The 26,532-nt window shown below is 69.7% G+C and carries 18 protein-coding genes and 1 pseudogene; 9 read left to right on the forward strand and 10 right to left on the reverse strand.

Going from position 1 to position 26,532, the window contains the following annotated elements; all coding sequences use genetic code 11:
• Nucleotides 1-2: 2 nt before the first annotated feature.
• Entirely contained in the window at nt 3-1,121 is a 1,119-nt protein-coding gene (locus tag ACIA79_RS25945) for a hypothetical protein (RefSeq protein ID WP_399430733.1), read from the reverse strand.
• A 411-nt stretch (nt 1,122-1,532) separates the two neighbouring features.
• On the opposite strand from ACIA79_RS25945, the gene ACIA79_RS25950 reads away from it, so the two are divergent.
• The 4 genes from ACIA79_RS25950 to ACIA79_RS25965 all read left to right on the forward strand — a co-directional run bounded on the left by ACIA79_RS25950 (nt 1,533) and on the right by ACIA79_RS25965 (nt 6,964).
• Nucleotides 1,533-2,282, forward strand: a complete 750-nt coding sequence (locus tag ACIA79_RS25950) for a hypothetical protein (RefSeq protein WP_399430734.1) — start codon at nt 1,533-1,535, stop codon at nt 2,280-2,282.
• A gap of 67 nt (nt 2,283-2,349) precedes the next feature.
• Entirely contained in the window at nt 2,350-4,209 is a 1,860-nt protein-coding gene (locus ACIA79_RS25955; RefSeq protein WP_399430735.1) for an FG-GAP-like repeat-containing protein, read from the forward strand.
• Between the two features lie 594 nt (nt 4,210-4,803).
• Nucleotides 4,804-5,322 (forward strand): PDZ domain-containing protein, encoded by a 519-nt coding sequence (locus ACIA79_RS25960; protein ID WP_399430736.1) that lies wholly within the window; start codon nt 4,804-4,806, stop codon nt 5,320-5,322.
• Between the two features lie 112 nt (nt 5,323-5,434).
• Nucleotides 5,435-6,964 (forward strand): RICIN domain-containing protein, encoded by a 1,530-nt coding sequence (locus ACIA79_RS25965; protein ID WP_399430755.1) that lies wholly within the window; start codon nt 5,435-5,437, stop codon nt 6,962-6,964.
• 243 nt (nt 6,965-7,207) lie between these two features.
• Here the strand turns inward: ACIA79_RS25965 and ACIA79_RS25970 are convergent, their stop codons facing one another.
• From ACIA79_RS25970 to ACIA79_RS25980, 3 genes are all read right to left on the reverse strand, one after another.
• The gene (locus ACIA79_RS25970; protein ID WP_399430738.1) at nt 7,208-7,354 is read right to left on the reverse strand and encodes a hypothetical protein; all 147 of its coding nucleotides are present in this window, start codon (nt 7,352-7,354) and stop codon (nt 7,208-7,210) included.
• 215 nt (nt 7,355-7,569) lie between these two features.
• A complete protein-coding gene (locus ACIA79_RS25975) occupies nt 7,570-7,875 on the reverse strand; it encodes a hypothetical protein (RefSeq protein WP_399430739.1) in 306 nt (101 codons plus the stop codon).
• Nucleotides 7,876-9,245: 1,370 nt separating this feature from the next.
• Nucleotides 9,246-9,563 carry a hypothetical protein gene (locus ACIA79_RS25980; RefSeq protein WP_399430740.1) on the reverse strand — a complete coding sequence of 106 codons (318 nt, stop codon included), beginning with the start codon at nt 9,561-9,563 and terminating at the stop codon, nt 9,246-9,248.
• A gap of 1,153 nt (nt 9,564-10,716) precedes the next feature.
• Here ACIA79_RS25980 and ACIA79_RS25985 point away from each other — a divergent pair.
• Both ACIA79_RS25985 and ACIA79_RS25990 read left to right on the forward strand, forming a co-directional pair.
• Entirely contained in the window at nt 10,717-11,268 is a 552-nt protein-coding gene (locus ACIA79_RS25985) for a hypothetical protein (RefSeq protein ID WP_399430741.1), read from the forward strand.
• A gap of 209 nt (nt 11,269-11,477) precedes the next feature.
• Entirely contained in the window at nt 11,478-13,499 is a 2,022-nt protein-coding gene (locus ACIA79_RS25990) for a tetratricopeptide repeat protein (protein WP_399430742.1), read from the forward strand.
• 201 nt (nt 13,500-13,700) lie between these two features.
• On the opposite strand, the pseudogene ACIA79_RS25995 reads toward ACIA79_RS25990, so the two are convergent.
• The 3 genes and pseudogenes from ACIA79_RS25995 to ACIA79_RS26005 form a co-directional block, all read right to left on the reverse strand.
• A pseudogene (locus ACIA79_RS25995) lies at nt 13,701-14,776 on the reverse strand (Tn3 family transposase); the annotation flags it as partial.
• 382 nt (nt 14,777-15,158) lie between these two features.
• Nucleotides 15,159-17,024, reverse strand: coding sequence for a hypothetical protein (locus tag ACIA79_RS26000; RefSeq protein WP_399430743.1), 1,866 nt, complete (start codon nt 17,022-17,024; stop codon nt 15,159-15,161).
• Between the two features lie 616 nt (nt 17,025-17,640).
• Nucleotides 17,641-18,276: a GNAT family N-acetyltransferase gene (locus ACIA79_RS26005; protein ID WP_399430745.1), complete on the reverse strand. Its 636-nt coding sequence runs from the start codon at nt 18,274-18,276 to the stop codon at nt 17,641-17,643.
• A gap of 300 nt (nt 18,277-18,576) precedes the next feature.
• Here ACIA79_RS26005 and ACIA79_RS26010 point away from each other — a divergent pair, with 300 nt between their 5' ends.
• Complete coding sequence (locus ACIA79_RS26010) at nt 18,577-18,867, forward strand: hypothetical protein (RefSeq protein ID WP_399430746.1); 291 nt, start codon at nt 18,577-18,579, stop codon at nt 18,865-18,867.
• Between the two features lie 30 nt (nt 18,868-18,897).
• Here ACIA79_RS26010 and ACIA79_RS26015 read toward each other — a convergent pair whose 3' ends face one another.
• Complete coding sequence (locus ACIA79_RS26015; protein WP_399430756.1) at nt 18,898-19,263, reverse strand: transposase; 366 nt, start codon at nt 19,261-19,263, stop codon at nt 18,898-18,900.
• Nucleotides 19,257-20,489 carry an ISL3 family transposase gene (locus tag ACIA79_RS26020; RefSeq protein WP_399430747.1) on the reverse strand — a complete coding sequence of 411 codons (1,233 nt, stop codon included), beginning with the start codon at nt 20,487-20,489 and terminating at the stop codon, nt 19,257-19,259. Before ACIA79_RS26020 ends, ACIA79_RS26015 begins: the two co-directional genes overlap by 7 nt.
• A gap of 278 nt (nt 20,490-20,767) precedes the next feature.
• Between ACIA79_RS26020 and ACIA79_RS26025 the strand changes: the two genes are divergently transcribed.
• The gene (locus ACIA79_RS26025) at nt 20,768-20,902 is read left to right on the forward strand and encodes a hypothetical protein (RefSeq protein WP_399430748.1); all 135 of its coding nucleotides are present in this window, start codon (nt 20,768-20,770) and stop codon (nt 20,900-20,902) included.
• 1,395 nt (nt 20,903-22,297) lie between these two features.
• A complete protein-coding gene (locus ACIA79_RS26030; RefSeq protein ID WP_399430749.1) occupies nt 22,298-22,723 on the forward strand; it encodes a hypothetical protein in 426 nt (141 codons plus the stop codon).
• A 127-nt stretch (nt 22,724-22,850) separates the two neighbouring features.
• Here ACIA79_RS26030 and ACIA79_RS26035 read toward each other — a convergent pair whose 3' ends face one another.
• Complete coding sequence (locus ACIA79_RS26035) at nt 22,851-25,502, reverse strand: Helicase associated domain protein (RefSeq protein ID WP_399430750.1); 2,652 nt, start codon at nt 25,500-25,502, stop codon at nt 22,851-22,853.
• Between the last annotated feature and the right edge of the window lie 1,030 nt (nt 25,503-26,532).

Consider the following 26,532-nt stretch of genomic DNA (forward strand, 5'->3'; position numbering starts at 1 on the left):
CTCTATTCGTCGTCCTCGTCGTGGCGGTGCTTGTGCAGCGAGCGGTCGCTGTCGGTCAGGCTCTGGCAGTCGAACATCGTGTGGTGGACGTCCAGGACGGAGACGACCTCGGCCAGCCCGTGCAGGTGGAAGCCGCCGCCGGCCAGGTCGAGGATGCTGATGGGGCGGGCGACCAGCTGGTCGAGGCCGGGATAGCCGTCGGACTGCGGGGGAGACAGGACCGGCACCGGCACGGCGTAATACACCGCGATGAACCCGGAGAAGGTCACCGGGATCTCGTAGCAGTAGTGCTTGTGGCAGCGCCGCTGGGTAACGACGGTCTCCACGCGGCCGCCCGGGGGGATCTCGCCGGAAATCTGCGATTTCGATGCCCAGCTGGTGCTCAGCGAACCGCTCACGGAGCCTTGGATGCCCAGCGCGAGCGAAGCGTTGAGCGTGCCGCTGCCGGTGGCACTGCCCGTGGTCGTGAAGCCCACCGAATCCGTCACCGCGTTCGACACGGAGTTCGTCGCCGCGTTCCGCACCGCGTTCTCGGTGGTATTCGCGTTGTCCACTCCGCGGCTGTCCTGGCTGTTCTTGTTCGTCACGGTGTTCGCGTTCTTGTTCGACACCTCGTTCTGGCACTGTGCCTGCATCTGCTCCTGGAGGTCCATCCGCAGCTGGTTCTGCAGCTGCAACTGCAGTTGTGCGCTGATGCTGCCGCCGAAGGTGAGCTTGGCATCCCCTTGGAGCGACCACTTGATGTCGTTCGACACGGTGAAATCGACCGAGTCGGTGAAGGTCATCTTGGACGTCTGACTGCGGTTGACGTAGACGCGCGAGGAGCACATGTCGGGCGGGGGCTGCCTGATGTCGCACCGCTCCTCGATAAGCGGCTCCCCGAGGTGCATGTAAGCGATCCAGCCCAGCTGGAACGCGGTGGTCACGGGATCGGGCAAGGTGCCGTAACGCTGCTTGTTCACGGAGAGCCCGATGGGTTTGTGCCGCACGCCGGAGTTGTCGACATGGACCAGGTTGGGGTGGTTCAGCAGAGCCTGCCAGTCGATGTGGAGTTCTTGCAGGTTTTTCTTCGTCAGCGGCTGGCGCTTGGTCCGTCCCAGGTTGTACGCGGTGGAAGACATTCCCCATCCTCGACTAGCGTGGCCGAATACCGCTCGGTAAATGTGAACGAAGTGCGCGCTCTGGCGATCGAAGCTAGCACGGCCTGTAACTCCCTGAAAGGTGTCACCGTCCATCACCCTCAATCGGGTGATTAAAGCTCCATGCCTTTTCAACTTGCCTCGTTCAACGGTAACTTCGGGAAGTGTCGATCGCGCGGTCGGACACCTCCGATAGCTCTTCCTGGGAAACCGGCCTCGCATTTTTTCCTCCGAAGAAGGTGCTTTCTTCGGCCATGTGCTTGCTTTAGCGTTTCCCGGCCAGCGGATTGACTGTGCAGTAAATCTGTGGAGTCGACCGCAGTGGTTTATCGGTCATATCGCTGAGCGTCCGACGCGTTGTTCTCCACATCTACAACAGGTGAGGTTTTCGCGATGTACACCCAAGAACGCACCACGATGTCGAACCTGGTGGTCGGCGGCCCGGTAGCGGTCAACAGCTACGACAACGCGATCGTGGCGGCACTGGTCGAGAACCGGCCCGTCATGCTCGTCCACGCCTTCAACGGCGGCTACCTGCGGCCCGCCGAACTGGCGGACTCGGTCCACGACAAGGGCGTCGAACTGGCCACCACACTGGACTCGCCCACCAAGGAGGCAAAGGGCCACCTCTGGTACATCACCCCCGCCGGCTTCTTCGGGCAGCGCCCCCTGTACTTCCTCGAGAGCGCCGCGGGCCAGGCGTCGCCCACCCCCGCCGTCGCCGGACAGGTGCCGTCCGCGCCCGCTGCCGCGGGGCAGACCGATACCGGGCGCGGTGACGACGGCACCCCGAAGCCGCAGCGCCGGCGTATCACCGTTCACCAGGACGCCCCCGCGAGCCCGGCCGACACCGTCCAGGTGGGACTGCCGGACAAGGTCGACGACAAGTGGCGCGGGAAGAACGGCGCGCCCGAGGACACACAGCTCTGGGTCGTCACGGTGACGCCATGGGGCGGGATCACCTTTGTGCCCATCACCCACCCCGACACCATCCTCGGGTTCAAGGACCACGCGGTGGCCGCCAAGAGCGAGGTGCGCCTCACCTACAACTGGGGCGGCGACTTCACCGGGACGGTCATCAACACCTTCTACCCGCGGCTGCCCAACGAGTGGAGCGTCCCCTACCACCACGTCTTCACGTGACCGGCAGCCACCGCCGCATCAGACCCATCCCGAAACTACGCCCGCACCGCCTGGAAGGGGCAGCGCGATGCCCGTACCCACGCAAGAGCTGAAGCTTCAGATCGTCAACGCCGCCACGGGGAAGACCCTCGGCGCCAAGGACGCGCCGGGCGCGGAGGGGGCACTCGTCGTCCGTGACCTGCCGGACGGCGGCCCGAGCCCGGAACTGTGGCAACTCGTCCCCGTGCAGGCCGCACAAGGCGGACAGACACAGGACGAGCAGGCATACGTGATCCGTAACGCGGCCGACGGCAAGGTGCTCGACAACCCAGCCGCCGCGGACCGCGGTGTCCGCCAGTGGAACGCCGCCGCCAACGACAAGGCCCAGCAGTGGCGTGTCGTCCCCGTCGAGGGCGAAGCCGGCTGCTACTTCATCGAGACCGCGACCGACGGCGCCGTCCTCGACCTCACCGGTCCCGCCATTACCGGCCCCGGCCAGGACGACACCGCGGTCGTCCTGAGCGAGTACGACGAGAACGCCAAGAGTCAGCGCTGGCAGTTCGTCACGGCCGAGCCCGAGCGCGCCAGCGACCCCGTGCTGCGCTGGGCCCCACTGAGCCACTGGAACAGCCGCCAGTCCTGGCGGCTGACCCGCTCGCCCGCACTGCGCCCGGCACCCGGTGCCACACCCCCCTTCAGCGACATGCTGCTGGTCCTTGAGGCCTTCGGGAGCGATCAGGAGGCCGGCGGGTGGAGGAGCGACGGAGTCAACCGCTCACCCGACGGGCGACCCACCTGGTGGGCCGGGCCCGGCGCACGGTTCCTCGCCGACACCTCCGGAGCGGGAGGAGCGGACATCGTCGGCCTCAAACCCGCGACGGGCCTGGTCACGGCCTCCAGCCGCGGCGACGGCACGTTCGACGACGAACGGGTCCTGCACCCAGCGGCACCTGCCGAGAGTCCGGCGGACCTGTGGACCCTCGCGGACACGACAGGCGGCGGAAAACCCGACATCGTCATCCTCTCCGCCGACGGCCTCCGTGTCCTTGCACGAGATCGGGACGGGACGTTCAAGCCCTCGGGTGGCGAGCCGGCCCTCCAGGCCTTCGGACACGGCGTCCAAGCCGGCGGCTGGCTGGCCGACAAGCACCCCCGCTTCCTCGTCGACACCACCGGCGACGGACGCGCCGACATCGCGGGCTTCCACGACGACGGATTCTGGCTGTCGCTCCAGGACGAGGACGGCACCTTCGCACCACTCACCGACGAACCCGCCCTCAAGGCGTTCGGCCACAACGAGAAAGCGGGCGGCTGGCTGGCCGACAAGCACCCCCGCTTCCTCGTCGACACCACCGGCGACGGACGCGCCGACATCGCCGGCTTCCACGACGACGGACTGTGGATCTCCCTCCAGGACGAGGACGGCGCCTTCGCCGAACCCCTGTACGTCCTCGACGACCTCGGGGTCGACCATGGATGGAGCACGGCCGAGGAGCACCCCCGGTTCCTGCTTCCGACCACTCGTGACGGAGCGGTGGACATCGTCGGCTTCGGCCCGCAGGGCGTCGTCGTCGCCCGCGGCCGCGGCGACGGCACCTTCGAGCCCGCGAAACTCGTCCTGAACGACTTCGGACTCGCCCAGGGATGGACCGGCAAGAAACACCTGCGGCTCCTGGCCGACGTCACCGGCGACAACTCCCCGGACATCGTCGGCTTCGGCGACGAAGGCGTCTGGGTGTCGCACAACCGCGGCGACGGGCAGTTCGACCAAGCCCAACTGGTGTGCCGCGGCTTCGGCCACCACGACGACGCCGGCGCCTGGCGGGTCGACCGCCACCCCCGCTTCCTCGCCGACATCACCGGCGACGGACGCGTCGACATCGTCGGCTTCGGCGGCCCGGGCGTGTACGTGGCCCGCAACCTCTACCGCCGCTTCCGAACCCGATAAGCCCCGAGTTGAAACAGCAAATAACAGCACCTCAACAATGGGTCACCAGGCTGCAGTCCTGCATACGGCGCCTGGATGCGGTCCCCGGTGCGGAACCGGCCACCCCGGCCGGTCCAGTGCTACGGCACCGGTTCGTCAGCCAGAGCGTCTCGCTGCCCGCACACGGGCCGAGGACCACATCCTTGCCCCTGGGGGGCGAGACGCAGCGCTCCGGCCCGGTCACCGGTTGCCCACCGCTGGAAGCCAGAACCACTGCCCGAACACTGCACGCACCACTCCTGCTCGGGGTCTCGCTGTCGCACTGCACTGGCGTACTCCAGGATGTCCGCTATGGAGGCGCCTACATCTTCTGTACTCGATCAACTGGGAGAATTCATGCGTAGGCCCACGACGGCATGCACGGTGCTCGCGCTGGGAGCGAGCTTGTTGCTCGGAGGACTGGCGCCCGGAGCCACTGCTGCGGCCGCTCCTGGTGCGGTCACGGCGCTCCGTGCGCCGACGCCTCCGTCGTCTGTCCCTGATCTCGATGCCCCGGGGCCGGCCGGGACGGTCGAGTTCCCGCCGGACGGGCGGGTCCGCTCAAGTCCGGGGCACGTGCAGATCCAGGCTCCGCAGTACACGCGCATCGTCCGGGTGGACCCCTGGTGCAGCGGCATGAGCTGCCCCGTGTCCATCGCTCCCGACGGCTCGTCCGCCAGCTTCTCCCTGCAGAGCAACAACCACGTGTGGAGCCGGCCCTGGAAGGTCGACGTCGTCGCCACGGATGACGCACCCATGGCAGGTGGCCGGTTCACCGGCACTCTCACCTTTGAAGGTGTGACGGTGGACTGGACCGTCAACATCACCCAGGGCACTCCCGGGGCCTTCGGCGGCTACGTCAGCAGCGTCCCCGGGGGAGGAGGCGCCCGGGTCCGTTTCGTCGACCCCGACCTGAACGCCGCCGCCGCCGGGTTCAAGGACAAGGACATCATCACGTCCGTCGACGGTCAGCCCGTCACGTCGGCGGCATCCCTCAGCTCCGTCCTCGCCGGCAAGCGAGCCGGAATCGCGGTGCCCGTGGGGATCACGCGCAACGGTACCCAGATGACCTTGCAGTACACGGTCGACGAGTGATCGCCACGACGTCCACGCACGGGCGCGCTTGCCGCCTGCCGCTCCTTCGGTTTTCGGACACGATCGGCAAGACCTCAGTCCTGGCCGCCCGAGACACGGTGAGGGGATGACGATGAGCAAGGCCCAGACAGCAGCAACGGAGGGTGAAGACTCCGCCCCCCAGATCACTACGGTCGCCGGTACCGGAGATGCCGGGGCCGTAGGAGACGACGGGCCCGCTGTCGCGGCCCGGCTTGACCGTCCCTACGGCCTCGCGCTGGACAGCACGGGCACCCTCTACTTCTCCGACCACAACAATCACCAAGTCCGGAAAGTCACCACGGACGGCAGGATCCGCACGGTGGCAGGGACCGGCACTCCTGGATCCGGGGGCGATCAGGGCCCTGCTATCTCAGCCCAGCTGGACAGCCCGCGTGAGGTAGCGGTGGACCGTGCCGGAAACCTCTACATCGCCGATTCCGAGAACCACCGGATCCGCAAGGTCACGGCCGACGGACAGATCGGCACCGTCGCCGGCACAGGCACTGCCGGGTTCAGCGGTGACAACGGCCTCGCCGCTGCCGCCGAGTTGAATTGTCCGTACGGCGTCGCAGTGGACAGCACCGGCAACCTCTACATCGCCGATACCGACAACCACCGGGTCAGGCAGGTCACACCAGACGGGCAGATCCGCACAATCGCCGGGACCGGAACCCCGGGATTCTCCGGCGACGGCGAGCCTGCCGCCACAGCTCAGCTGAACAGCCCGTACGGCGTCGCGGTGGACGGCGCGGGCGACCTCTACATCACCGATGCCGAGAACCACAGGGTCCGCAGGGTCGCCGGGGACGGCACGATCAGCACGGTCGCGGGCACGGGCACCGACGGCTTCAGCGGTGACGGCGGTGCCGCCACCTCCGCACAGCTGGACTTCCCCCTGGGCGTGGTAGCCGACACCACCGGCACCCTCTACGTCTCCGACCACAACAACCACCGAGTCCGCAGGGTCGCCGGGGACGGCACGATCAGCACGGTCGCGGGCACGGGCACCGACGGCTTCAGCGGTGACGGCGGCCCCGCCACCTCCGCACAGCTGAACTACCCATTCGGGCTCGCGGTCGACTGCGTCGGCGCCCTCTACATCGCCGACTACGTCAACAACCGCGTCCGCAAGGTCGCGGCGGCCGCCATGGCAGGACTGCCCGAATCAGGCACGGTGGTTTCCTGGGCGAGCGTCCGCAGCCGGCTGCGGATCGGGGTCACGCGCGAGTCGCTCAAGGAAGGGGCCAAAATCCAGCAGTCGCTCGCCGCTCCCCGCCAGTCGCAGCGATGGCGGCTGGTCGTAGCCGGGAAGAGCGACAGCGGCGACGTGGTGTACATGATGGAGAACGTGCGCAGCGGGAAGGTTCTGGAGGTCGACGAAGCCCGGGGGGCGCCCGGGGCGGTGGTCGCGCAGCGCGCCTACGAAGGCGACGAGGCACACCATCAGCACTGGCGGCTGATCCCGATGGGCACCGTAGCCGACGACCCCCGGGTCTACGAGATCGCGAACCGGAGCAGCGGTCTGCTTCTGGGCGTCGAAACCAACGCGCCTGTGGTGATCACGCAGCGCTGGGCGGAGGGCGACCACCGAAGCAGGCAGTGGCAGTTGCTGCCGGTGTAACGCACGGGCAGGGGGCAGGAGCGGCGAGGCCGCTCCTGCCCCCAGGGCTCTGGCGATACGGCCCGCCGCCGCGCCGCTGGAGATCGGCGGGGAGGGCATCGGCACGGATGGTCTCGGCGTTCAGCGCCTCCACAGCGGCCTGGGACCACTGCCAGCAGGGCGAGGGGCCGCGATGAGCCCGGTGTGCGGGCTTGTTGTGGTGTGCCGGCCGGGTTGTTCAGGTGACGACGACGGGCTCGCCGCTCAGTGCGACACCGGCCCGGCGCAGTTCGTCGAGAGCGGTGCGCGTGCTGTCGGCGGCAACGCCGGCGGTGTGATCTTGTTGGTGGTGCCGCGGGCCACCGCCGTCAGCCGCTCCGCCATCCGCGACGCCGCGCTCGGCGCGGACACGTGTACGTTCCCGGTCCGGGGCGGCAGGTCGAGCCGCTGTTTCGGCTGGGAGTGCCGTAACTCCCCGGCCCGCATGTGCTCGCACCGTTGCATCTGCCGGGGGAACGCCACGCCCGTCGACGCGGTGAGGGCCGGTAAGAAGGGTGACCAGCTTGCGCTGAATGGCGCATGGCCCTGCCGGGTGTGGCAGGGCCATGCGTGCGTGCGGTGGAGGGTCAGTGGGAGTCGTCGTAGGGTTCGCGGCTGCCGGACTTGGCCAGTCCACGGCTAATCATGTAGCCGACGGTCAGGATCACGACGTAGAGCCATGCCTGATCGGCGCGGAAGTAGTCACGGTGGCCGTCTTCGGTGCCCACGACCATGGAGGCGATCAGGACTGCCACCACGGAGGCGAGATAGATGAAGAACTCCGTCGTCTTCAGCGCCGACTTCGTCTCCGTCGACAGTCGGCGGGGCCGGTACGCAGCCGGGTCCGCGCCCGCGTGGTGGGCCGGACCGCTGGCCGGGTTCACACTGCTCATGGGTATGCATCCCTATCCGTCTTGCGAAGCACCTGATGCACTCCACCGGGGACCGCGTCAAGATCACGCTGTCCCTTCGCACGTACCCGGATACAGGCAGATAAACGGAGTATAAGAACCCGGTCAGTGGGCATCAGGGGACGCCCCTCAGATGAGCGTGATGTCGGCCCCGTGTGATGAGGCTGGCCCGGTCACAGCCAGGCCCGGAGAGCGTCGCCATGACAGCCTCCAGGCCTAGTTGATGCGGATGCCGATGCCGCGGATTCGCCGCTCCAGCCGCGCGGCCCGCCGTACCGCGCCTGTCGGCGGCTGGCCGGGGTCCCTGTACGGCTGCCTCGTGTCGGCTGTCCGTTGCCTTGCGCGGCCGCGGCGGATCGGAGGGTCTGGTGGTGGTCACCGCGCCCGGCTGGGCCGCGCGCTCGCGCACCGTTCCGCTGCCTGCTGCCCGCGCTGCCACCGATGGCCTCTCCTCCGTACGCGCCGCACGGTCGCCCAGTGCCCAGCGCGCCCTGCTCCGCGCTGGGCGGTTGCGCTGGACTTATCGCCCTGCCCGTGCTGCTCCATCTCCACGGCACCGGCCCGGCCACGACACGGCTGGCCACCGCCACCGAGGACAGTCGTTCCCGCTGTTCGGGGAGGAGCTGCGCCCAGGTGCCCGGTTCCTGCTGGGGCCACCGCTATGTGCCGATGCCGCTGACGACGGCTATGAAGAGGAGCAGCGCGGTGCGCTGCGACAAGTGCGCCGGCTTCCCGGCAGGGGCGGGTTCGGGCGTGACCCGTCGCTCTGCGCCCGCTGCGATGTCAAGGTCCGCCCGCCGTTCTGTACCAGGGCAGCGCCGCCGAACTGTCGTGCCGCGCCCGCTACCGCCGCCGCGTGCCCGCCTCCTGCCGTGCGCCGCTCGGCGCGGCCGCGTGCTCGTGCGCCGCTCGTGTACGGCCGTCGTGCCTGGGACCGCGTCGGCCATCTGCCGTCGCTGCGTGTTCGGGCAGTCGCTGCACGGCCGCCGCGCCCCGCAGTTCGTCGTAGGGGGCCTGCGGTCCGCCGTGCCGCCGACCGCGCCTGTTTTTCGGCAGCGCCGCCCCGCGCTGCGGGCGGTCGTGTGTTCGCTGTCAGGCGGTTGGCCGGTCGTGGCTCGGTCGGCGTACCGCGCGCAGTTCGACGGGCGGCCGTCGTGCGTTCGGGCCGGCATCGCCGCCCGCCCCCGCTGCCTGCCGTACGGCGCCGCTGTTGGCCGTACACCCTTGCTCCGCTTCGCCCATGCCGGGCCATCCGCCGTGCTGCGCGCGTCAAAGCCGCGCTGTTTTTGCGTCTGCCCGTACCGGGGCCGCCCGCCGTGCGAGGTCGTCGTGCGGTCGCCGCTCCGCTTCGCTCAGCGCCGAGGTCGCCGTACCTGCCTGCCTCCGCCGATGAGGTCGGCCAGGCACTGCCCACGGGCCCTGGGTCCGGCCAGGCCGGCCGCCGTCCGGCCTTTCGCCGCTCCGTGCCGAGCTGCAGCTCCGTCGTCCCGTGCCGGGGTCTTGGTACCCACTGCTCGCACGGCCGCGCGCTCGCGCGGCGTTCTGCCGTCGCTGCCCACCGCGGGCCCGCGCATTTCATCGCCTTCGACGTCCTCCAGGGCGAGGGCCAGGAGCTCCTGCACGTCCCGTACGGCGAGCGGCGCGCGCAGATGGAGCGGCTGTTCACTCATCGCGCTCTGAGCGCCCCGTGGACGCTCTGTCCCGAGACCTTCGTGTGGCGCACCGGCACCGGCCTCGGCGATGACCTGTCGGCCGTCCTCGACCACCTGCACACCCTCGCCGAGCCCCTCACCCGCCCGGCCGGCGGCAGGACGGCCGGGCGGGTGAGAGGGAGCTGCCCGTCGGCCTGCTGGACACCCACCCTGCGGGACTGCCTCCTCGACTACGCCGCAAGCCACGCCACCAACTGGCGCCGGGTCTACCCGCCCACCGGCCGGGAGGGCCTGGTGCCACTCGCGTTCGTGTTCGCCAACACCACCGAGGCGAAGGTCGACAACACCGTGAAGGTCCTCGAGGCAGCCGACGGCCACTTCGGTGTCGTCGGCCTCCACGGCTACTACCGGGCGCGGCTGCGGTCCGGCGCTCTGCCGGCGGCTGCCGCCGCATTGCCGCCTGTCGTGCGCCCGCCGACCGCCGGGGTTGTCGTACGGCTGCTGGCCGGGTCGCCTCCGGCCGGGCCTTGCTGGTCGTGTGGTCGCCGCCGTCTGCGTGGGCCGCTTTTCCGTACGGCCGCCATCCGTGCCGGGATCGTCAGGCCGCTTCCTTCCGCCGAGCTGCCGTTCAGCATGTGGTGTTCACGCGCCGTTCGGCCCGAGCTGTGTTCCGGCCGACTGCGGCTGGTGGTGGCGGGGGCCGCCATCCGTGCCTGGAGCGTGCGCTGGCTGAGGTCCTGCGTGCCGGCGCCGGGCCCGCTGGGCCGCCTGCCGGGCTGCCGCTGCGCCGTGCGTCCCGTCGTACGGCACTTCGCGCGTGCCTGCGGCTCCGTCGTGCGCCGTACGGCGCCTGCTAGGTCGTTGTGCGGTCGCCGCTTCCACGGCGCCGCCGTACGGTCGGGCGGAGCGGGACGGCAGGCGTCTTCGTTCGCCGTGCTCGCCGTGCGACCGCGCTGCTGTACGTCATCGCCCTGTACGGGGGCTGTGCCGGGCCGGTCGCCGTACAGGGCGCGCCAAGGCCGCGCCGTCCTTGGGCCTGACCCGGACACGCAGGTCGGGCTCTCTCATCGAGGTCCTCCAACTCGCGCACGTACAACGGCATCAGTAAAGGCAAGTTTTCGCGCGCAGCTCGACACCGGCCGCTGCGGGGCTGAGGCGTCGAGGACATGCCGTGGCGGTTCGTGAGGTGCCCGGCTGGGTACGCTGCACCGGCATAAGGACGTGGGGGCTGGCCGCCTTGCGGGGGGATGACATGTTGGATCAGGCGTTGGTTGTTCTGGCATCGGCGTTCGGGGCGGCGGTGGCTTCGGCGGCTGGCACCGAGGTGTGGTCGGGATTCCGGGATCGGGCGGCCCAAATCTTTGGCCGCCGGGACGCGCGGGAAAGCCAGGTGGTTCTTGAGCGGCTGGACCGGTCGGCCGTCGAACTGGACCGCGCCGACCCCGGTGGCGCCGACCATGTCCGTGCCCGGCTGGAAGCATCCTGGCAGGCCCGGTGCGAGGTCCTACTGGAGAGTCTGGGCGAGGCGGACCGCGAGGAAGCCGCCGGGCAACTGCGCGAACTGGTGGCCCGGCAGGCCGCCGGCGGAGCCACGGCCGGGGACGACGGCATCGCCATCGGCGGCAACGCCGACATCAAGGCCGACCGCGGGTCGGCGGCCGCCCTGCGCATGGGCGACGTGTCCTTTGGAAACCCTCCAGTGCCGGGGCCGGAGCAGCGCTGACCGGACCCGGCGCCAGCCAGGCGCCGCACATCTCTGCTCAGACATCGCTCTACGCGCAGTCCGGCGCCCTGGTGGTCGGCCGCGCCGATTCGGTGACGCACCATGCCGCGCCGCGGGCGCCGCTCTCGTGGCCGCGGCTGGTGGGCGTGGTCCCGCGGCAGGCGGACTGTTTCCAGCACCGCGATGCCGTCGATGCCTTGGAGCGAGCGGTGGCCGAGGGTGGGCCGGCGGTGCTGTGCCAGGTGCTGTCCGGGACCGGTGGAGTCGGCAAGACTCAGCTCGCCGCCCACCACGCCCGCACCGCGTGGCAGGCCGGGGCGGTGGATCTCCTGGTGTGGGTCACCGCGACCAGCAGGGACGCGGTCCTGAGCGCTTACGCCGAGGCCGCTGTCACGGTGACCGACCCCGACGACCCTCAATGCGCCGGCCTCGACGACCCTGAGCGGGCCGCCGTCCGCTTCCTGGCCTGGGCCCAGTCCACCGACCGGCGATGGCTGATCGTCCTCGACGACGTGAGTGACCCCGCGCACCTGAACGGCACGGATGGACGGGGTGATCTGTGGCCGCCCGCGCGCCCGAACGGCCGCACTGTGGTCACCACCCGCCGCCGCGACGCCGCCCTGCCCGGCCACCTCATCGACGTCGGCCTGTTCACCGAGGGCGAGGCCGTCGGCTACCTGAAGGCCAAACTCGCCGCCCAAGGCCGCCATGACGACCCCGGACAGGTCGAGGAGCTCGCCCGCGACCTGGGCCATCTGCCGCTGGCACTGGCCCAGGCGGTCACCTATCTCCTCGACCTTCACCTGGACTGCGTCACTTACCGCGTACGGCTGGCCGACCGCGCCCGTACGCTGCCCGACCTGGTCCCCGAGGACAGCGGCCTTCCCGACGCCCACCGCGCCACGGTCGCCGCCACCTGGTCTCTGTCCACCGAACACGCCGACCGGCTCCGCCCGGCGGGCCTGGCCCGCCCCATGCTCCACCTGGTGGCCCTGCTCGACCCCAACGGCATCCCCGCCACCGTCCTGACCTCGCCCACCGCCCTCGTCTACCTCACCGAACACCGCACCCCCGACGGTGGCACCGCTCCCGACGTACCCCTGCGCGCGGTCGGGGTGGACGATGCGGCCGACGCGCTGCGCTGCCTACACCGGCTCAGCCTGGTCGACCACACCCCCAACACCCCTCACCAGGAGGTGCGCGTCCATAACCTTGTCCAACGTGCCACCCGGGAAGCCCTGCGCCCCGCCGCACGCGACAAGGCGGCCCGGACCTGTGCCGACGCCCTGTACGAGGCCTGGCCCGAGGTCGAACGCGACACTGCGCTCGGCCAGGTTCTGCGCGCCAACACCGCCGCCCTGACTGCTCACGCCGCAGACGCCCTGTGGCAGCCCGACGGACACCCGGTTCTCTTCCACACCGGCAACAGCCTTGGCCTCACCGGACTCGTCACCGCCGCCCGTGCCTATTTCCAGGACCTGCACACCACCGCCCACCAGAAGCTGGGCCCCGACCACCGCGACACCCTGACCGCCCGGCACTACCTCGCCTACTGGCGAGGGGAGGCTGGGGATGTGGCCGGTGCCGTCACCGCCTCCGCAGATGTGCTGGCCGACCGGCTGCGGGTGCTGGGCCCCGACCACCCCGACACTCTGTCCGCCCGGCAGAACTTCGCTTACTGGAAGGGTGCGGGGATGGCGGGGGATGTGGCGGGAGCCGTCACCGCGTTCGCAGATCTGGTGGCCGACTCCCTGCGGGTGCTGGGCCCCGACCACCCCGAGACTCTGACCGCCCGGCACAACCTCGCCCACTGGCGGGGGATGGCGGGGGATGTGGCCGGGGCCGCCGCCGCCACCGCAGATGTGCTGGCCGACCGGCTGCGGGTGCTGGGCCCCGACCACCCCGAGACTCTGGCCGCGCGGCACAACGTCGCCTACTGGCGGGGGATGGCGGGGGATGTGGCCGGGGCTGTCACCGCGTTCGCAGATGTGCTGGCCGACCGGCTGCGGGTGCTGGGCCCCGACCACCCCGAGACTCTGGCCGCGCGGCACAACGTCGCCTACTGGCGGGGGGAGGCGGGGGATGTGGCCGGGGCTGTCACCGCGTTCGCAGATCTGCTGGCCGACTCCCTGCGGGTGCTGGGCCCCGAGCACTCCGCCACCATGGTCACCCAGGATTACCTCGCCCACTGGCGGGAGCAGGCTGATGGTGCGAGCGGCGGTGTCCGATAACGAACCTTTGACGACAGGCCGCCGCCGCGACTGGGCTGTTCCCCGTGTCCGTGGGGATGGCCCCGTCTACCGGCTGCTGCGCACGGCCGATGACACCTGCTTCCCGTGCTTGCGGGGATGGCCCCAACGAACGCGACAACATGCTGCGGAAGTCCTCCTGCTCCCTGTGCTTGCGGGGATGACCCCTGACGGACTGCCGCAGCAGAACGTGTACGCCTTCCAGTCCACCGTGCCCGGCTCCAGGTGCGGCGCCGCCAGCACGAGACGCCGCCACGAGCCGCTCAGCAGGGCGGTGTCGATCTCGGCGGGGCCGACCTTCTTGCGGCCCATCAGTTCCGGCAGTGACAGCAGCGCGGCCAGCACCGGCTCGCCCTCCGGGGTGGCGTCGAAGTCCACCACGCTGACCAGCAGCTTCAGGAACGGCCGGACGGTGCCGAACCGGTTGATCAGCATGGCCCGCCATGCCTCATCCGCGTCGGAGTCCAGCGGCGGGGTCAGCTCGAACAGCGCGGCGATGGCCGCGGCCAGCTCGTGGCGGGGCACCACCTGCTCGATGGCCGCCCACATCCCTTCCAGGCTCTCCACCTTCGGCGGCGCGATCTCCCCGGTGTCGGTGTCGACCTGCTCGCTCGTGGTGTCGAAGACGACCTGGAACGCGGTCGCCAGCTTCGCCGACGCCCGCTCCACGCGCGGCAGAGTCTTCAGCTTCTCCTTCGCGCTCTCGCGCTCCGCCCTCGCCAGCAGCTTCGTCGCGATCAGCACCTCCAGCAGGTCCAGCGCGTCGTCCACCGCCTGAGGTGAGGTAGACCGTGGTGGCCAGCAGCGTCGCCAACCGGCGGGCATCGGAGTGCCGGCGCAGCAGCGACGCTTTGCCGTCCACCCCGTACCGCGACAGCTCCGCCAGCCGCCGCGGCGGTATCCCCGACACATCCACGGCGCCCATCCCAAGCGCGGCGATCTCCTCCGCCCGCTCCAGGGCCCGCTTCATCTGCGGGCCCGAGACCCGCACCGGCCCCCGGCGCAGCCGGTCCAGCTCCGAGCCCCGCTCACCCGGCGGCACCGTCAGCAGCGAGTCCAGCACCGCCCGCTGCCCGACGCCCAGCATCTCGTACAGGGGTGTCCCACAGCCGCTGGTTCGCCGCCTCCCGCACCGTGCCCACCAGCCGGGCCAGACGGCTCACCCCCGGCAGCAGCACCCGGCCCTCGCGCAGCCAGCCCGCCGCCGCGTCGAACAACGCCTTCGGCCCCTCCCCCGTCGTCCACGCCCGCGCGCGAACCGAAGGAGCCCGACATGGACTGCCTGACGCTCTGCTACAGCTCCCCGTGGACCGGCTTTCGGAAGAGCTGACGGGTGCACTGATCACTGCTGGCGCCACCAGCAGCGGAAGCGACGGCCGGAGCGTTTCCTTCTACGCGTGGCTTTGTTCACCGGTTTCGGTTCTGGCACAACTTCTGTGGTGACGATCCGATGCCTGGCGGATCGGGTCGGTGAGCGCGGGGAAATGGCAGGTCAGGAAGTTGATCCCCCGCGAAGCTGAGCCAGAACCCGAGAACGGGACGCACCTGTCCAGCGGCTCGACTTTCGCGCGGAGGGCGGCCGATCCTGATAGCCACGGCCCTTGCCGTCGACGAAGCGGCTGTGGTCGGGCGAGTAGCCGATCAGTCTTTTCTGATGAGGCCGGTGTAACCAGCGACGGCGAGGGTGGATAGGGCCCAGCCCAAACCGGTCGCCGTCCAGGTGCCGGCGATCCAGGCCCAACCCCAAGGGGCGTTGCCATTGACGCGCCAGTTGTCGGCCTGGTGGGTCTTGATCAGGGGGATGACCACGTCGACGGCGTAGCCAGCCGGGTAGAAGCAAGGGTAGTTCTTGGTGCAGTGCTGTGGTGTGGGGGCGGGACTGATGCTCTTGGTGTCCTTGGCCGGAACAATGGCGGCGTCGTGGTGCTGGGCTCCCCAGGCGGCGAGCAGGACGAGAAGGTAGACAGCGGCGAGCAGTACGACGGCGCGCAGCGGCTGGTACCCGTGCTTGATCGTCTTGTCGAACAGCCAGCTGCTCATCTTCCGCCAGGGGCCGAGGTCACCGTAGATGCGCAGGTCGTTACGGCGGGCGATGGCGATAGTGCGGGCATCCTTCTCCCGCCCACCCTGCCGATAGACGCGGGCCAACTGCTCGTATGGCTGGAAGGCGAATCTGCCTGGCTTCCCGGGCGAGGCGATGGTGTGGCAGTGGCGGATCCAGTCCAGGCGTCTCTCCGACGTGTCTGAGTTGTCGTCGCCGAACCCGTCATAGGTGAACCCCACCAGCCGCAGTTGCCCTGTCGGTGGCCAGTGGGCGAACGGCAGGCTCCAGTCATCCACCAGTCGGTGCACCGACGCCCGGTCCAGGTCGACCAAACCCGCCACTGGCTGCTTCGGCTGCCACCGCAGCTCGTGGCCCACACGCATTCCTGCCGCCAGCAACGCTGGCTCGCCACACAGCTCGCCACCGATAAGCAAGGACCCGTCGATGCGCGTCGTGTTGAGATCGACCGTGCCGACCGCACTGAAACCCCCGTCTAGGGCCACGTGGCCGCTGACCTTCAGCCCGTCGGCAGACAGGGCATTGCCGTCGCTGTCGGCGCGGGTGAGTTTCGCTCCACGGAGGGACAGCCGGCCAGTGATCTGCGCACCCCGCAGCCGCACCGCGCCAGCCGCAAAAAACCCGACGTCGAGGAACGCTGCGGTGGCCTTCAGTTTGTCGGCGACCACCGCATTGCCGTTGCTCTCGGCGTGAGTGAGTTTCGCCCCCTGGAGGGACAGCTGGCCGGTGATCTCCGCACCCGGCAGCCGCACCGCACCAGCTGCGGAGAAACCCTGGTCAAGCAACACGCCGCCAGCCTTCAGTTTGTCGGCCATCAGCGCGGTGCCGTTGCTCTCGGCGTGAGTGAGTTTCGCCCCCTGGAGGGACAGCTTGCCTGTAATCTCCGCACCCGGCAGCCGCACCGCACCAGCTGCGGAGAAACCCTGGTCAAGCGCCACGACGCCAGCCTTCAGATGGTCGGCCATCAGTGCGATGCCGTTGATGTCGGCGCAGGTGAGGTCGGCCCCACGGAGGGACAGCCGGCCGGTGATCTCCGCACCTTGCAGGGACACCGAGCCTGCCCTGAAGAGCGAACCAGTGAGGTCGAGGTCCTTGGTGACGACGAGTGTGTCGCCTCTGAGGCCAGCAAGTGAGCAACGAAGCAGGGCGATGTGGGAGCCGGTGGCGTAGTCGAGGGTGACGGGTTTGGGGCTGTCGAAGAAGCAGTCCTCGCACACGAGCGGGCAACGCAGGGTGGCCGATTCAAGGTCTAGGTGGCCGCTGATCTTGGTGGCGCGTAGCCGTACCCCTTTGGGGTGCACGGGCCACTGGGGCTCGACCAACAGGCGCCGCAGCACAGCTGCCCTGATAGTCCGCTCGGCGCCCCAGGCTGGCATGGTCGACCAGTCCACCCCAGCCCCACCAGCCAGGTCCAGACGCTCCTCGGCCGCCACACGGTCGAGCATCTCCTGCTCTGGCGGCTGCAGGCACCCCCCGGGCCATTCATGGGGGCCCGAGTCCTGGGGCGAGGCCATTCCGGTTGACACCCTTCTGTCTGTCATCAGCAGGCTCCCAGGCCAGCTCTGCCCCTGACCTCAGCGTACGAACCAGGCGCACACCGCGCATCCGGAGACCACAGCGTCATGCCCGATACGTCCCAGATGCAAGGCAGCTTGTGGCCCGGTGTCCCAGCTGGGACTCCGGGGTCAACTACTTCCGCAGCGCACCGCCTGCATCTCGTCGGTTTCCTCGTGGAGTGCCTTGAGCGGAGCATGGGCGAACGGTCAGGGAAACTGGCGAGCAGTGGCCACACTCGGCAGCGAGGAAAGCCCAGCGAACAGTGCCGTGAGCGCTCGTGTCCGCAGCTGACCAACCCGCTGACGTCCCCTTCTCCCAGGCCACCGGCCCGACCCGCAGAGCGTCGGCCCTTCACCACAGAAGTTGAGCCAGAGCCCCGGTTTCGACAGCAGTTGTTCAGTGCTTTGGGAGGCACCCGGACCGCGACGTGTTCGATGTTCACGAGAAGCGACAGCACCCGCCCACGCCGATGAGAATGTTGCCGTTCCGGGCGGACCCTACGAGCTACTGGATGCTCCAGCGGTGCGGACGGTCGGAACCGGTGGGGGAGGCGGGCAGGTCTCGGTCCTGGCGGCCAACCGTCGGCGTGGCCGTCGGGTGCCACTCGCGACGGAGGAGGCCGAAGACCCAGGAGTCGGAGACGTCGCCGTTGACGACGCAGTCCTCGCGGAGGGTGCCCTCGCGGACGAAGCCGAGCTTCTCCAGGACCCGGGCGGACGCCACGTTGCGGGTGTCGGTCTCGGCCTGGACACGGTTCAGATCCAGGGTGTCGAACGCCCACCGCAGGACGGCGTGCGCGGTCTCCGTGGCGTAGCCGTGGCCCCACGCGGCGGCGTCGAAGGCGTAGCCCAGGGACGCGCTGCGGAAGTCCGGGTTCCAGCTGGTCAGGCCGCACCAGCCGATGAACGCGCCGTCGGAGAGGCGGTCGACGGCCACCCGCGCTCCCGTACCTTCCTCCTCGATCGTCCGGCAGATGGCGATGAAGCGCTGGGCGCGGGCCGGTTCGGTCCACGGCGGAGAGTCCCAGTAACGCAGCACGTGGGCGCTGCTGTGCAGCGCGTAGAGCGGCGCCGCGTCGGCGTCGGTGAACGGCCGTAGTCGCAGGCGGGCGGTGTGCAGTTCGGGGGTAGGCAATGTCATGCGGAGCATCCTGACTCGTCACGCTCACCCCCGGCCATCCGTTTTTCCAACGCACCCCACCAGCAACCTTTTCGTGCCAGTGCTGCCGTCGAAGCCCGTGAACATTTCGATTCCCCCTCGGGCAGCGGCTGCCTCCCAACCCGGTGTACATCCGCTGCCCGTTCTCAGGCTCTGGTCCACTCTCTGTGGGTCGTCACTAACTGTGACGACTCGTTTATGCGGGTGTGCGGCTGACCCCGCTGAACTCAGCTTCCGTCTAATTGGATGGGCTGTGGGCTCCCCGGGCGATAGTTTGACGAGATGATCAACCTGCAGGTTCGTCACGAGTCCGGGACCGTGGTGGCTGGGTCCGAGCATGGCGTCGCCTGGGACGAGTCGCTCGCAGAAATCGAGCGGTCGCAGTTCCCGATGCTCGCCGGTGTCTGCCCGTTCGCCGACACCGTCTTCAATATTTGGCAAATACCCATGCTGCTTGCAGAGTTGGGCCGATTGCCGGCAGAGCGAGGTGGCCCCTGGGTTGATGCGGTGCGAGCCTTGTGCCGGACTGCGGAGGAAGGCTCTCACCGATACGTCTGGTTCGTTGGTGACTGATCTCGCGCCCTTGGGTCCTAACCGTGGACATCACGCTAATAGGACTCGCTTGCGGAGGAGTTCGAAGCCTGCGCGGCCGAACATCTGACGTTTGAGCATCTTGATCCGGTTGACATGGCCTTCGACGACACCCGAGTCCCACGGTTGCGTGAGGCCGGCGATGACCGCGTCGAGGTCGCGTTCGAGGTGCTGGGCGAATCGGCTGAGGCTGGGCAGGTCGGCGGTTGCTCGGGCGGATTCAATCCACTCCGGCAATCGGTCGCCTTGCAGCTCGGTGACCATGCGGGCGAAGGAACGCACGTGCTCGACAAGTGCCGTCAGTCCGGGACAGTTGGCCAGGGCCGTCTTCAGCTGGAGCCGGTCGCACTCGGCCAGGGCGTCGGGGTGGGTCAGGATCCAGCGTGTGACGGCGCGGGCTGACGGTGGCCGGGGCCCGACCGGCTGGGGCTTGCTGCGGAGAGTTCTGCTGACGTAGTCACGAACGTTGCCGTAGCCGTCGGGGTAGCCTGTTCCTTGATCTCCTCCCACAGTTTCCAGGCGTTGGTGCAGCCTGCCTGCCATCGCTGGTCGAGGAAGGGCTTGAAGACATCGAGCTTGGTGGGGCGGCTTTGCCACTGGCCGGTGAACAGCTGCTCCGGCTCGGTGGCGCGGGCGAAGCGGAGGACGGTGTTCAGGCCCATGCCGAGCTGCCGCGCGATGGACCGCTTGCTGTGGCCGGCGGCCAGAAGCGTGTGGACGATGGCGTGCTTGGCGCGGGTCCGCTCAGCGAATCGGTGCCCTGTCGGCCACAGCGATGACGCGGGCGACTCCGACGCCTGCTGTGGTTCCTCCAGCTGTGCCGGTGACGGTCGCAGGCAGGCGCGGTGCCGGTAGACGCACTTCTCGGCCGCTTCGCCGAGGTTGTGCCAGAGGTGCCATCTGTCGGCGACCTGGAGAGCTTGCGGGGCGCCGCGGGTGGCGCCTTCAGCGTAGAAGAGGGCGCGGTCCCGGCAGATGATCTCGATCCCGGGCCGCTCGGACAGCCAGGCCGCGAGAGTGTCCGCCTCCCGGTCCGGCAGGAGGTCCACGGGGCGGCGTGTCTCGACGTCGACGAGCACCGTTCCGTAGATCCGGCCCTTGCGCTGAGCGTATTCGTCGACTCCGACCACGCGGGGCGTGGAGGCGGCCGGATCCGGCAGCGAGGTGATCAGCCTCAGCAGGGTGTTCCGACTGACCGGAACACCGAAGGCATCTGCCATCCGGGCGCCGGCCCGTCCTGCGAGCGCGAGTCCGACCGAGACCAGCGTCGATCGCAGCCGCTCCGTCCGCCGACCGAACCGACGCGTGAGGCCAGGCACCTGCTCGGCAAACGTCTTGCGTGGGCAGGAGTCTTCCGCGCAGACGAACCGGCGCACCCGTAACGACACCACGACGAGCTTGCCTGCTGTCGGCAGGTTACGGGGAAACCGCAGGTAAGAGCCGTGTATTCGCCCAGACCAGCACCCGCAGCCCGGACAGGCCGCCCGCCTGGCCATGGTCCTGGCCGCCACCCGGACAACCGTGTCAGCCACCTCGACCGACTCCACCGATTTCTCCACCGACCAGAACAGCAGCTCATCCAGCTGCGGCGGTACTTCGTTCACGCCGCAGAACTGTCGACGCCCCCACACTCGGGCGGGACGATTTTCTGGCAACCTTCACCGTCGGCGCTCGACGATGAACGGTCACGCTACGTATGCGACCACAAGAAGTGAACCAGAGCCCGTTCTCACGGACAGAGCCACGCGTGCGCGCCAACCCGCTGTCACCGGCACCTTCGGGAGCTTCCTCACCGAGCAGGCCGGCCAGGTGCGCCCGCTCGGCCTCCCCCGGCCCTGCCGCCCGGCTGCGCTGCTGCTGCGTCTGGAGGTACGACGCGAGGGTGTCCAGGGCCATGCCGGTGCGCTGGCAGTACGCGGCGATCAGCATGGCAGCCATGTGCATCGCGTCGGAGGCGTCCGTGGCACGGATCAGCGGCATCCGCTTCCAGTCGCGTGCGATATCCGGCTCGGTGTAGCGCAGCGCCTCCTAGCAGTTCATGACCGCTTCGGAGACCAGCTGGTGAATCGCCCGCCGCAGCGGCTCGGGCATCGGGGCAGCGAGACGGCAGCGAAACGGTTCCCCGCCCGGACCTGGAGCCGATCTATACCGATCTCGCCGGCCGGTGGGAGAGCGACGGCCGTCTCGTCCCCGGCAGGGTGGATGAGGAGTGGATGGTCCTCGCCCGCCGCTATCCCTGGCCCGGCCGCTGACCGCGCGGTGCGGGCACGGCCCCCACCGCCGCCCGCACCGCACCCCCAAGGGGCCCGCTGGCGCCGACGGTGCCGCGTCCCCGGGCTGCTGGACCGGCACACCGTGGTTGGGCCCCCGGTCCGGCAGCCCCACCAGTCCACCAAGTAGGTTCGGGGCGCACACAAGGCGCCCGGCAGCACGAAGCCCTGGTCCCGAGGGGAGGCCTTCTGGCTGCTCCGGCCTCCTTTGCGGTGGGGGAGTGGCACCCCCCCCCGCGCCGAGAGCACGACCCCGAGAAAGGCATCTGTGATGAGCGCGCGCACCGCCGAGCCGGCACGGGTACGGCGGCTGTGTGCGTGCGGAGCGGCGGACGGCGCGGTGCGCCGCTCACCAGCATTTCCGCCCGGTGGGCTGGGCGGCGCACTACGCCGGAGCCGAACAGTCCTGGGAGCGCCAGGCCGCTACTCCGCGCTCCGCAGTCTGCCCGCCATCGCTGCGCTCGTCCGCGCTGGGGCCACCCCGGGCCCCGGCCGAGCCTGCCGACACCGCCTGCTCCCCGTGCCTGCGGGGACGCTGTTCCCCGTGCCCACGGGGATGGCCCCGGTGCATTCGGGACCGGCGTCGTCTACCTCGGCTGCTCCCCGCGTCCGCGGGATGGCCCCGCGTCGGTGGCGGCCGCACTGGTCGTCGCAGCGGGCGCCGCTCCGTTCCGAGGCCAGGCCGTCCCGCTGCTCGCCGTATGGCCGGGAACGCCGTTCACCGGGGCGTTCCGCCGTACGGCCGCGCGCTCGTGCCCCGTGCGCCGCGCTCCGCTGTGCGTTCGGGTCGGCCGTTCAGACGTTGCGCCGCTCGTCGAGCTGCCGCTCGTCCGAGCTGCCGCTCCGCGGCCGCCGTACGGCGGCGCGCTAGCGTGCCGTTCGCGCCGACGCCGCCGTACGCCAGCCGATTCTGCCCGAGCTCGCGGTCTGGTTGCCGCGTTGTCCGCCCGGGAGACGGGTGGTGGTACTCCTTCCACGGCGTGATGGTTGGCGACGGCCGCCGCCCTGCGGGCGACAACGCCACCGGATCCAGTCGCCGCATGACGCCCGTGCCGCCGATCCGTGATCTCCGGGCAACCTAGTCGTCCGGCTTCAGTGCGTGCACCAGGATCAGACAGATCGATATCACGGGGGAGAGACCAATGATCACCGTGACCCAGGGAGTTAAGGTCACCTCGCCGTGCGCGACCTGTGGTGGCATGCTGGTCCGCGACGTCGGTCAGTTCATCGACCGGGGACAGCTACGCTGGGGCGCCGAAGGACGGTGCCAAGTTTGCGGCAGCGCATGGTGCGAGATGGGCACAGGTCCAGCTCCCGAAGAGATCAGGCAGGCACTGCTGGCCGAGCACGGGGTCACTCGGCTTCACCTGGCGACCAGGGAGGCCAGTCTCGTCCCTGTGTTGCGAGCCCTGCGCGAGGTGCGGCACCTGTCACTGGGCGAAGCCCGGCTGGCGGCTGCCGACCTGAGGGGAGCCGGCATGGTCGGCACGTCTGTAGAAATGGCGCACCTGGCAGAAGGACTCCGCAAGCGGTCCGTCACCACGACCCTCGCTCCATCGCCCATCTGACCGCTCTCGAAGCTGCCCGGGCCGGTTGACAAAGCGCATTACGAATCGATGTGACAGGCCAACGCGGACCGGGCGGATCGGGCTTGAGGTGCCGACCGGGTAAGCAGACGAGTCACCGCCGCGCCGACTATGCCCAGTGGATGCCGAGTTTCCGGAGTGCGTCCAGCTGTTCGGGGGTGAGCTTGTCGCGCCTCTGCTTGGTGTTGCTGTACCAGATGCCGAGCTTGGTCTCGGTCCCGTCAGGCAAGATCACCACTGCCTTCCTCGGTACGGGCCGGTGGGCGCCTTCCCGTTCCACCCACTGCGCGAGGGCCGCAAGTCCCCGCTGGAACGCCTGCTGCGCCTTGCCCTGGCCCTTCGTCGCACCCTTGGTGGCCGGGGCGGGAGACGGCGCCTGGTCGGGCTGTACGCCCAGCTTCGACAGCCGCTGCTGCTGCTCGGTCGACAGCTGCGCCCAGGTGCCTGGCTGCTTCTGCTGCTGGAGCCACCGCCCGATGTCATCACCGTCGAACAGGACGCCGGGTGCGATGTCAGGCAGGTGGCCGTCGGCGTCGACGAGGTCCGCGAGGACGCGGTGGGGGCGTTGCCAGTGCAGGGGCCAGGGGCAGTTCCAGTCGGGGTCGATCGCGGCCAGCTGCGCCGCGCGCTGCTCCGCCCGTTTCGGGTCCTTCCCGAGGCCGCCTTTGCGTCGGAGGTTGGCCATGAGCTGCCCGATGGGCACCATCCCCTCGGCCTCGGCCTCGCCCCAGACGGCGTCCTGGCGGGGTGCGAGGTGCCCCATGGCCCGCCGGAATGACCGCAGCGCGGCCAGCTTGGCTTCCCACGCTTCCTCGCCGGGCTCCCAGACCATCCCGGCCTCCGGGGCGTCCAGCAGGGTCTTGCGCCGGTCCTCCAGCTCCCCGGCTCGCAGTGCCTTGCGTTGCTGGTGGACCCACCGCCCGAGCGGGAAGTCTTTGGTGACGCCGACCTCGACCTCGGTCTCGTACGGGACGGCGTACAGGCCGGTGATCTCGTTCTCCCTGCGCCAGCGCAGCAGGGCCTGGTAGCCCTCCAGCCACACCAGCGACTCCGGCCGGTAGACCCGGGTCCGCAGGAACGCCGCGATCGTGGCGGCGTCGCGCGGGCTGGAGAAGTGCAGCAGGGCCGCTTCAGCGGCAGCCTGGGTGTCGTCGTCCTCCTGGCCCTCGCCGTCGCCCGCGCCGCCGGCCCCGACGATCCGCCCGTCCTCGTCGCGCCGGATGTGGATCTTGCGCTTGCCGCTCGTGAGCGCCCGGGAGGCGAGCTGCTCGACCACGCGCTCGTCATGCGAGCGCAGGCCCTGGAGCACGGCCACGAGCGGCCGGAAGCTCGCGGAGGCGACCATGTCCTGCGGGTCCTCGCCCGGCTCCAGGAACACCGGCACGATGATCCGAGCGACCTTGGTGGAGCCGTCGCGGTGCAACCTGAGCGCCCGGCCGATGTTCTGCACGATCTCCACCTGCGAGCCGCGGGTGTCGGCGAAGCAGACGGCTTCGACTCCCCGCTCGCCGGTGATGTCGACGCCTTCGCCGAGCACGCGAACGCTGGCGAGGAAGGCCCGGTGCACGCGCCGGTTGTTCGCGTCGATGCCGCCTGCGAACTGGCGCAGCACCTCGCGTCGCTCGGAGACGAGGTGGTCGCCGCACAGCCACGCCGACCACACCCGGTTTGGGGGGACGTGGCGGCCGGACTCCAGCTCGTAGAACTCCGCGTCGATCGACGACGCGGGCAGCTCCTCCGCCCGCGCCAAGTCCTCATCGGAGGCGTCGTTCATGTACAGCTCGGCCGCTGTCTCGGGCAGCTTCTCCGCGAACGCCGCCGCTTCCTCGACCTTCTGGTGGAACGTCATGACCGTACGCAGGTTCCACCTCGCGGCGTGCTCCAGGAGCGCGGTCTGCAACAGCGCCAGGCGCCGGCCGCGCCGGGCCTCCTCCGATTCCCCGAGGACGGGGGAGGGGTCGCGGATCTCCAGCACGTCGATCTCGAACCCGGCGAGGATCTCACGCTCGATCGCCTCCGAGAGCCCGAGCTCTGCGATCCACGCGCCGTAGGTACCCTCGGGGTCGTCGGCCATCGACGCGAGCATCATCTCCTGATCGTCCGCGCTCTTCTGAGGCCGGGGCGAAGCGAGGATGCGCGGGGTCGCGGTGAGGTAGAGCCGGAAGTCCGCGGGGATCCGCTGGTTGTCGTGGATCGCCGCCCACGGCCGACCAAGATCACCGGCGGTCCCGTGGGCCTCATCCACGATGGCGAGGTCGAAGCCTGCCATCCGCTGGCCGTAGAGCCGTTCCCCGCCCGCCAGGGCGGCCTCCAGCGGACCTCGAACCTTCCGCGGGCCCTCGGGCGCGTCGATGCCCTCCCGGTCCACCAGCGAGGCATACGTGGCGAACACGACCACCGGCCCGGACCCCGCCCAAAGGGCGAGCTGGATCGCGTTGGTAGTGGCGCGCACCCCCAGTTCGTTCAGCACCGGGTCGTTCTCCAGCGAGCACACCGCCACCATCGGGGCCCGGTGCCCCACCAAGCGCCACGCCTGAGCGGTCTGCACGAGCAGGTCCAGGGTCGGCACGGTCACAAGGATCCGCCCGTCCCGGAAGCATTCCAGCGCGCACGCGGCCGCCGTGATCGTCTTGCCCGACCCGGTCGCTGACACGATCGTGCCCCGGGCACCCTGCGGGGGCACACGTGATCTTGCAGGAAATCCCACCCACTTACGAAACGCCGACCGCTGATCTACCTGGTGTTCCTTGAGTGAAATCACGACCCTCAGCCCGCTGTCCTATGATCAATCCCATGATCCGCCCCCTCGCAGGACCTCCTACGTGGAAGCATCTGGCTTGCTCACTTGCCCTTACTGCCCTGGTCTGGACGGTTTGGTATGGCACGCAACCCATCTATTCGCCGTGCACCTATCTCGGCAGCCATTCATACGAAAAAGCCATCGCGTACGGCCAATGTGATCCACCAGAAACGAGATTCAGCACCTGGATCCGCTAAGGCATCACCCATGGCGTGTCCCGTGTTTCCACCAAAGGTACATGCTGCATCAAGCTGATGCACGCGCTACCACCGGAAGCCGACTCGAACGGGCCCCCACCACAGCACGGGCAGCTGAAAGAGCTGAGTTAACCGCCGGTGGATGGCGTGGATCGGGGTACATGGGCCAGCATGGCGCCGAAGACTGAACACCACATGTCCCTGCGGGCCGTACGGCAGCTGCGCCGAGTCCGCGCCTTCTATACGGCAGGTGCCCTGTTGTGGGCGGCCGCCGCGGCATGGACGGGATGGACCCATCCCGGAAGCCGGCAGATGTGGCTCTCCCTCCTCCTACTGACAGTCTTCACCGGCCTGCTCGCCGCCGCCTCCCTCTGGCTATACCGCCTTCAGGCAGCCCCGGGGCCCAGGCCGGCGCATCAGGCCGCACCCCGACGGGCCATCACTCCCCGTCACGCAAACGCCTGAACTCCACCACCCGGCCCCTCGCCCTGTAGCCAGCCCGGCCCGCGGCAGCGGGCCATGGGCTTGAAGGCGAAGCCGGAAAGCCCAAAGCGGGGGAGCGCAGCGGACCCGCTGCAGCCGGTCTGCAGCGAAGCGGAAGACCGGCCGTGGGACGGAGTCCCACAAGCTCCGAGAGCGCAGCGAACGGAGCGTCAACCCGCCCGCGAAGCGGGCGGGTTGAGCGGGACGCGCAGCGTCCCACTAGCGCTCCCGCGGAGCGGGAGCGCAACCCCCGCGCGCAGCGCGGGGGTTCGCTTGCACAGCGCGCAGCGCTGTGGGACCCGCGCCGCGGG

The sequence above is a fragment of the Streptomyces sp. NPDC051310 genome (genome assembly GCF_044455245.1).
GTDB lineage: Bacteria > Actinomycetota > Actinomycetes > Streptomycetales > Streptomycetaceae > Streptomyces.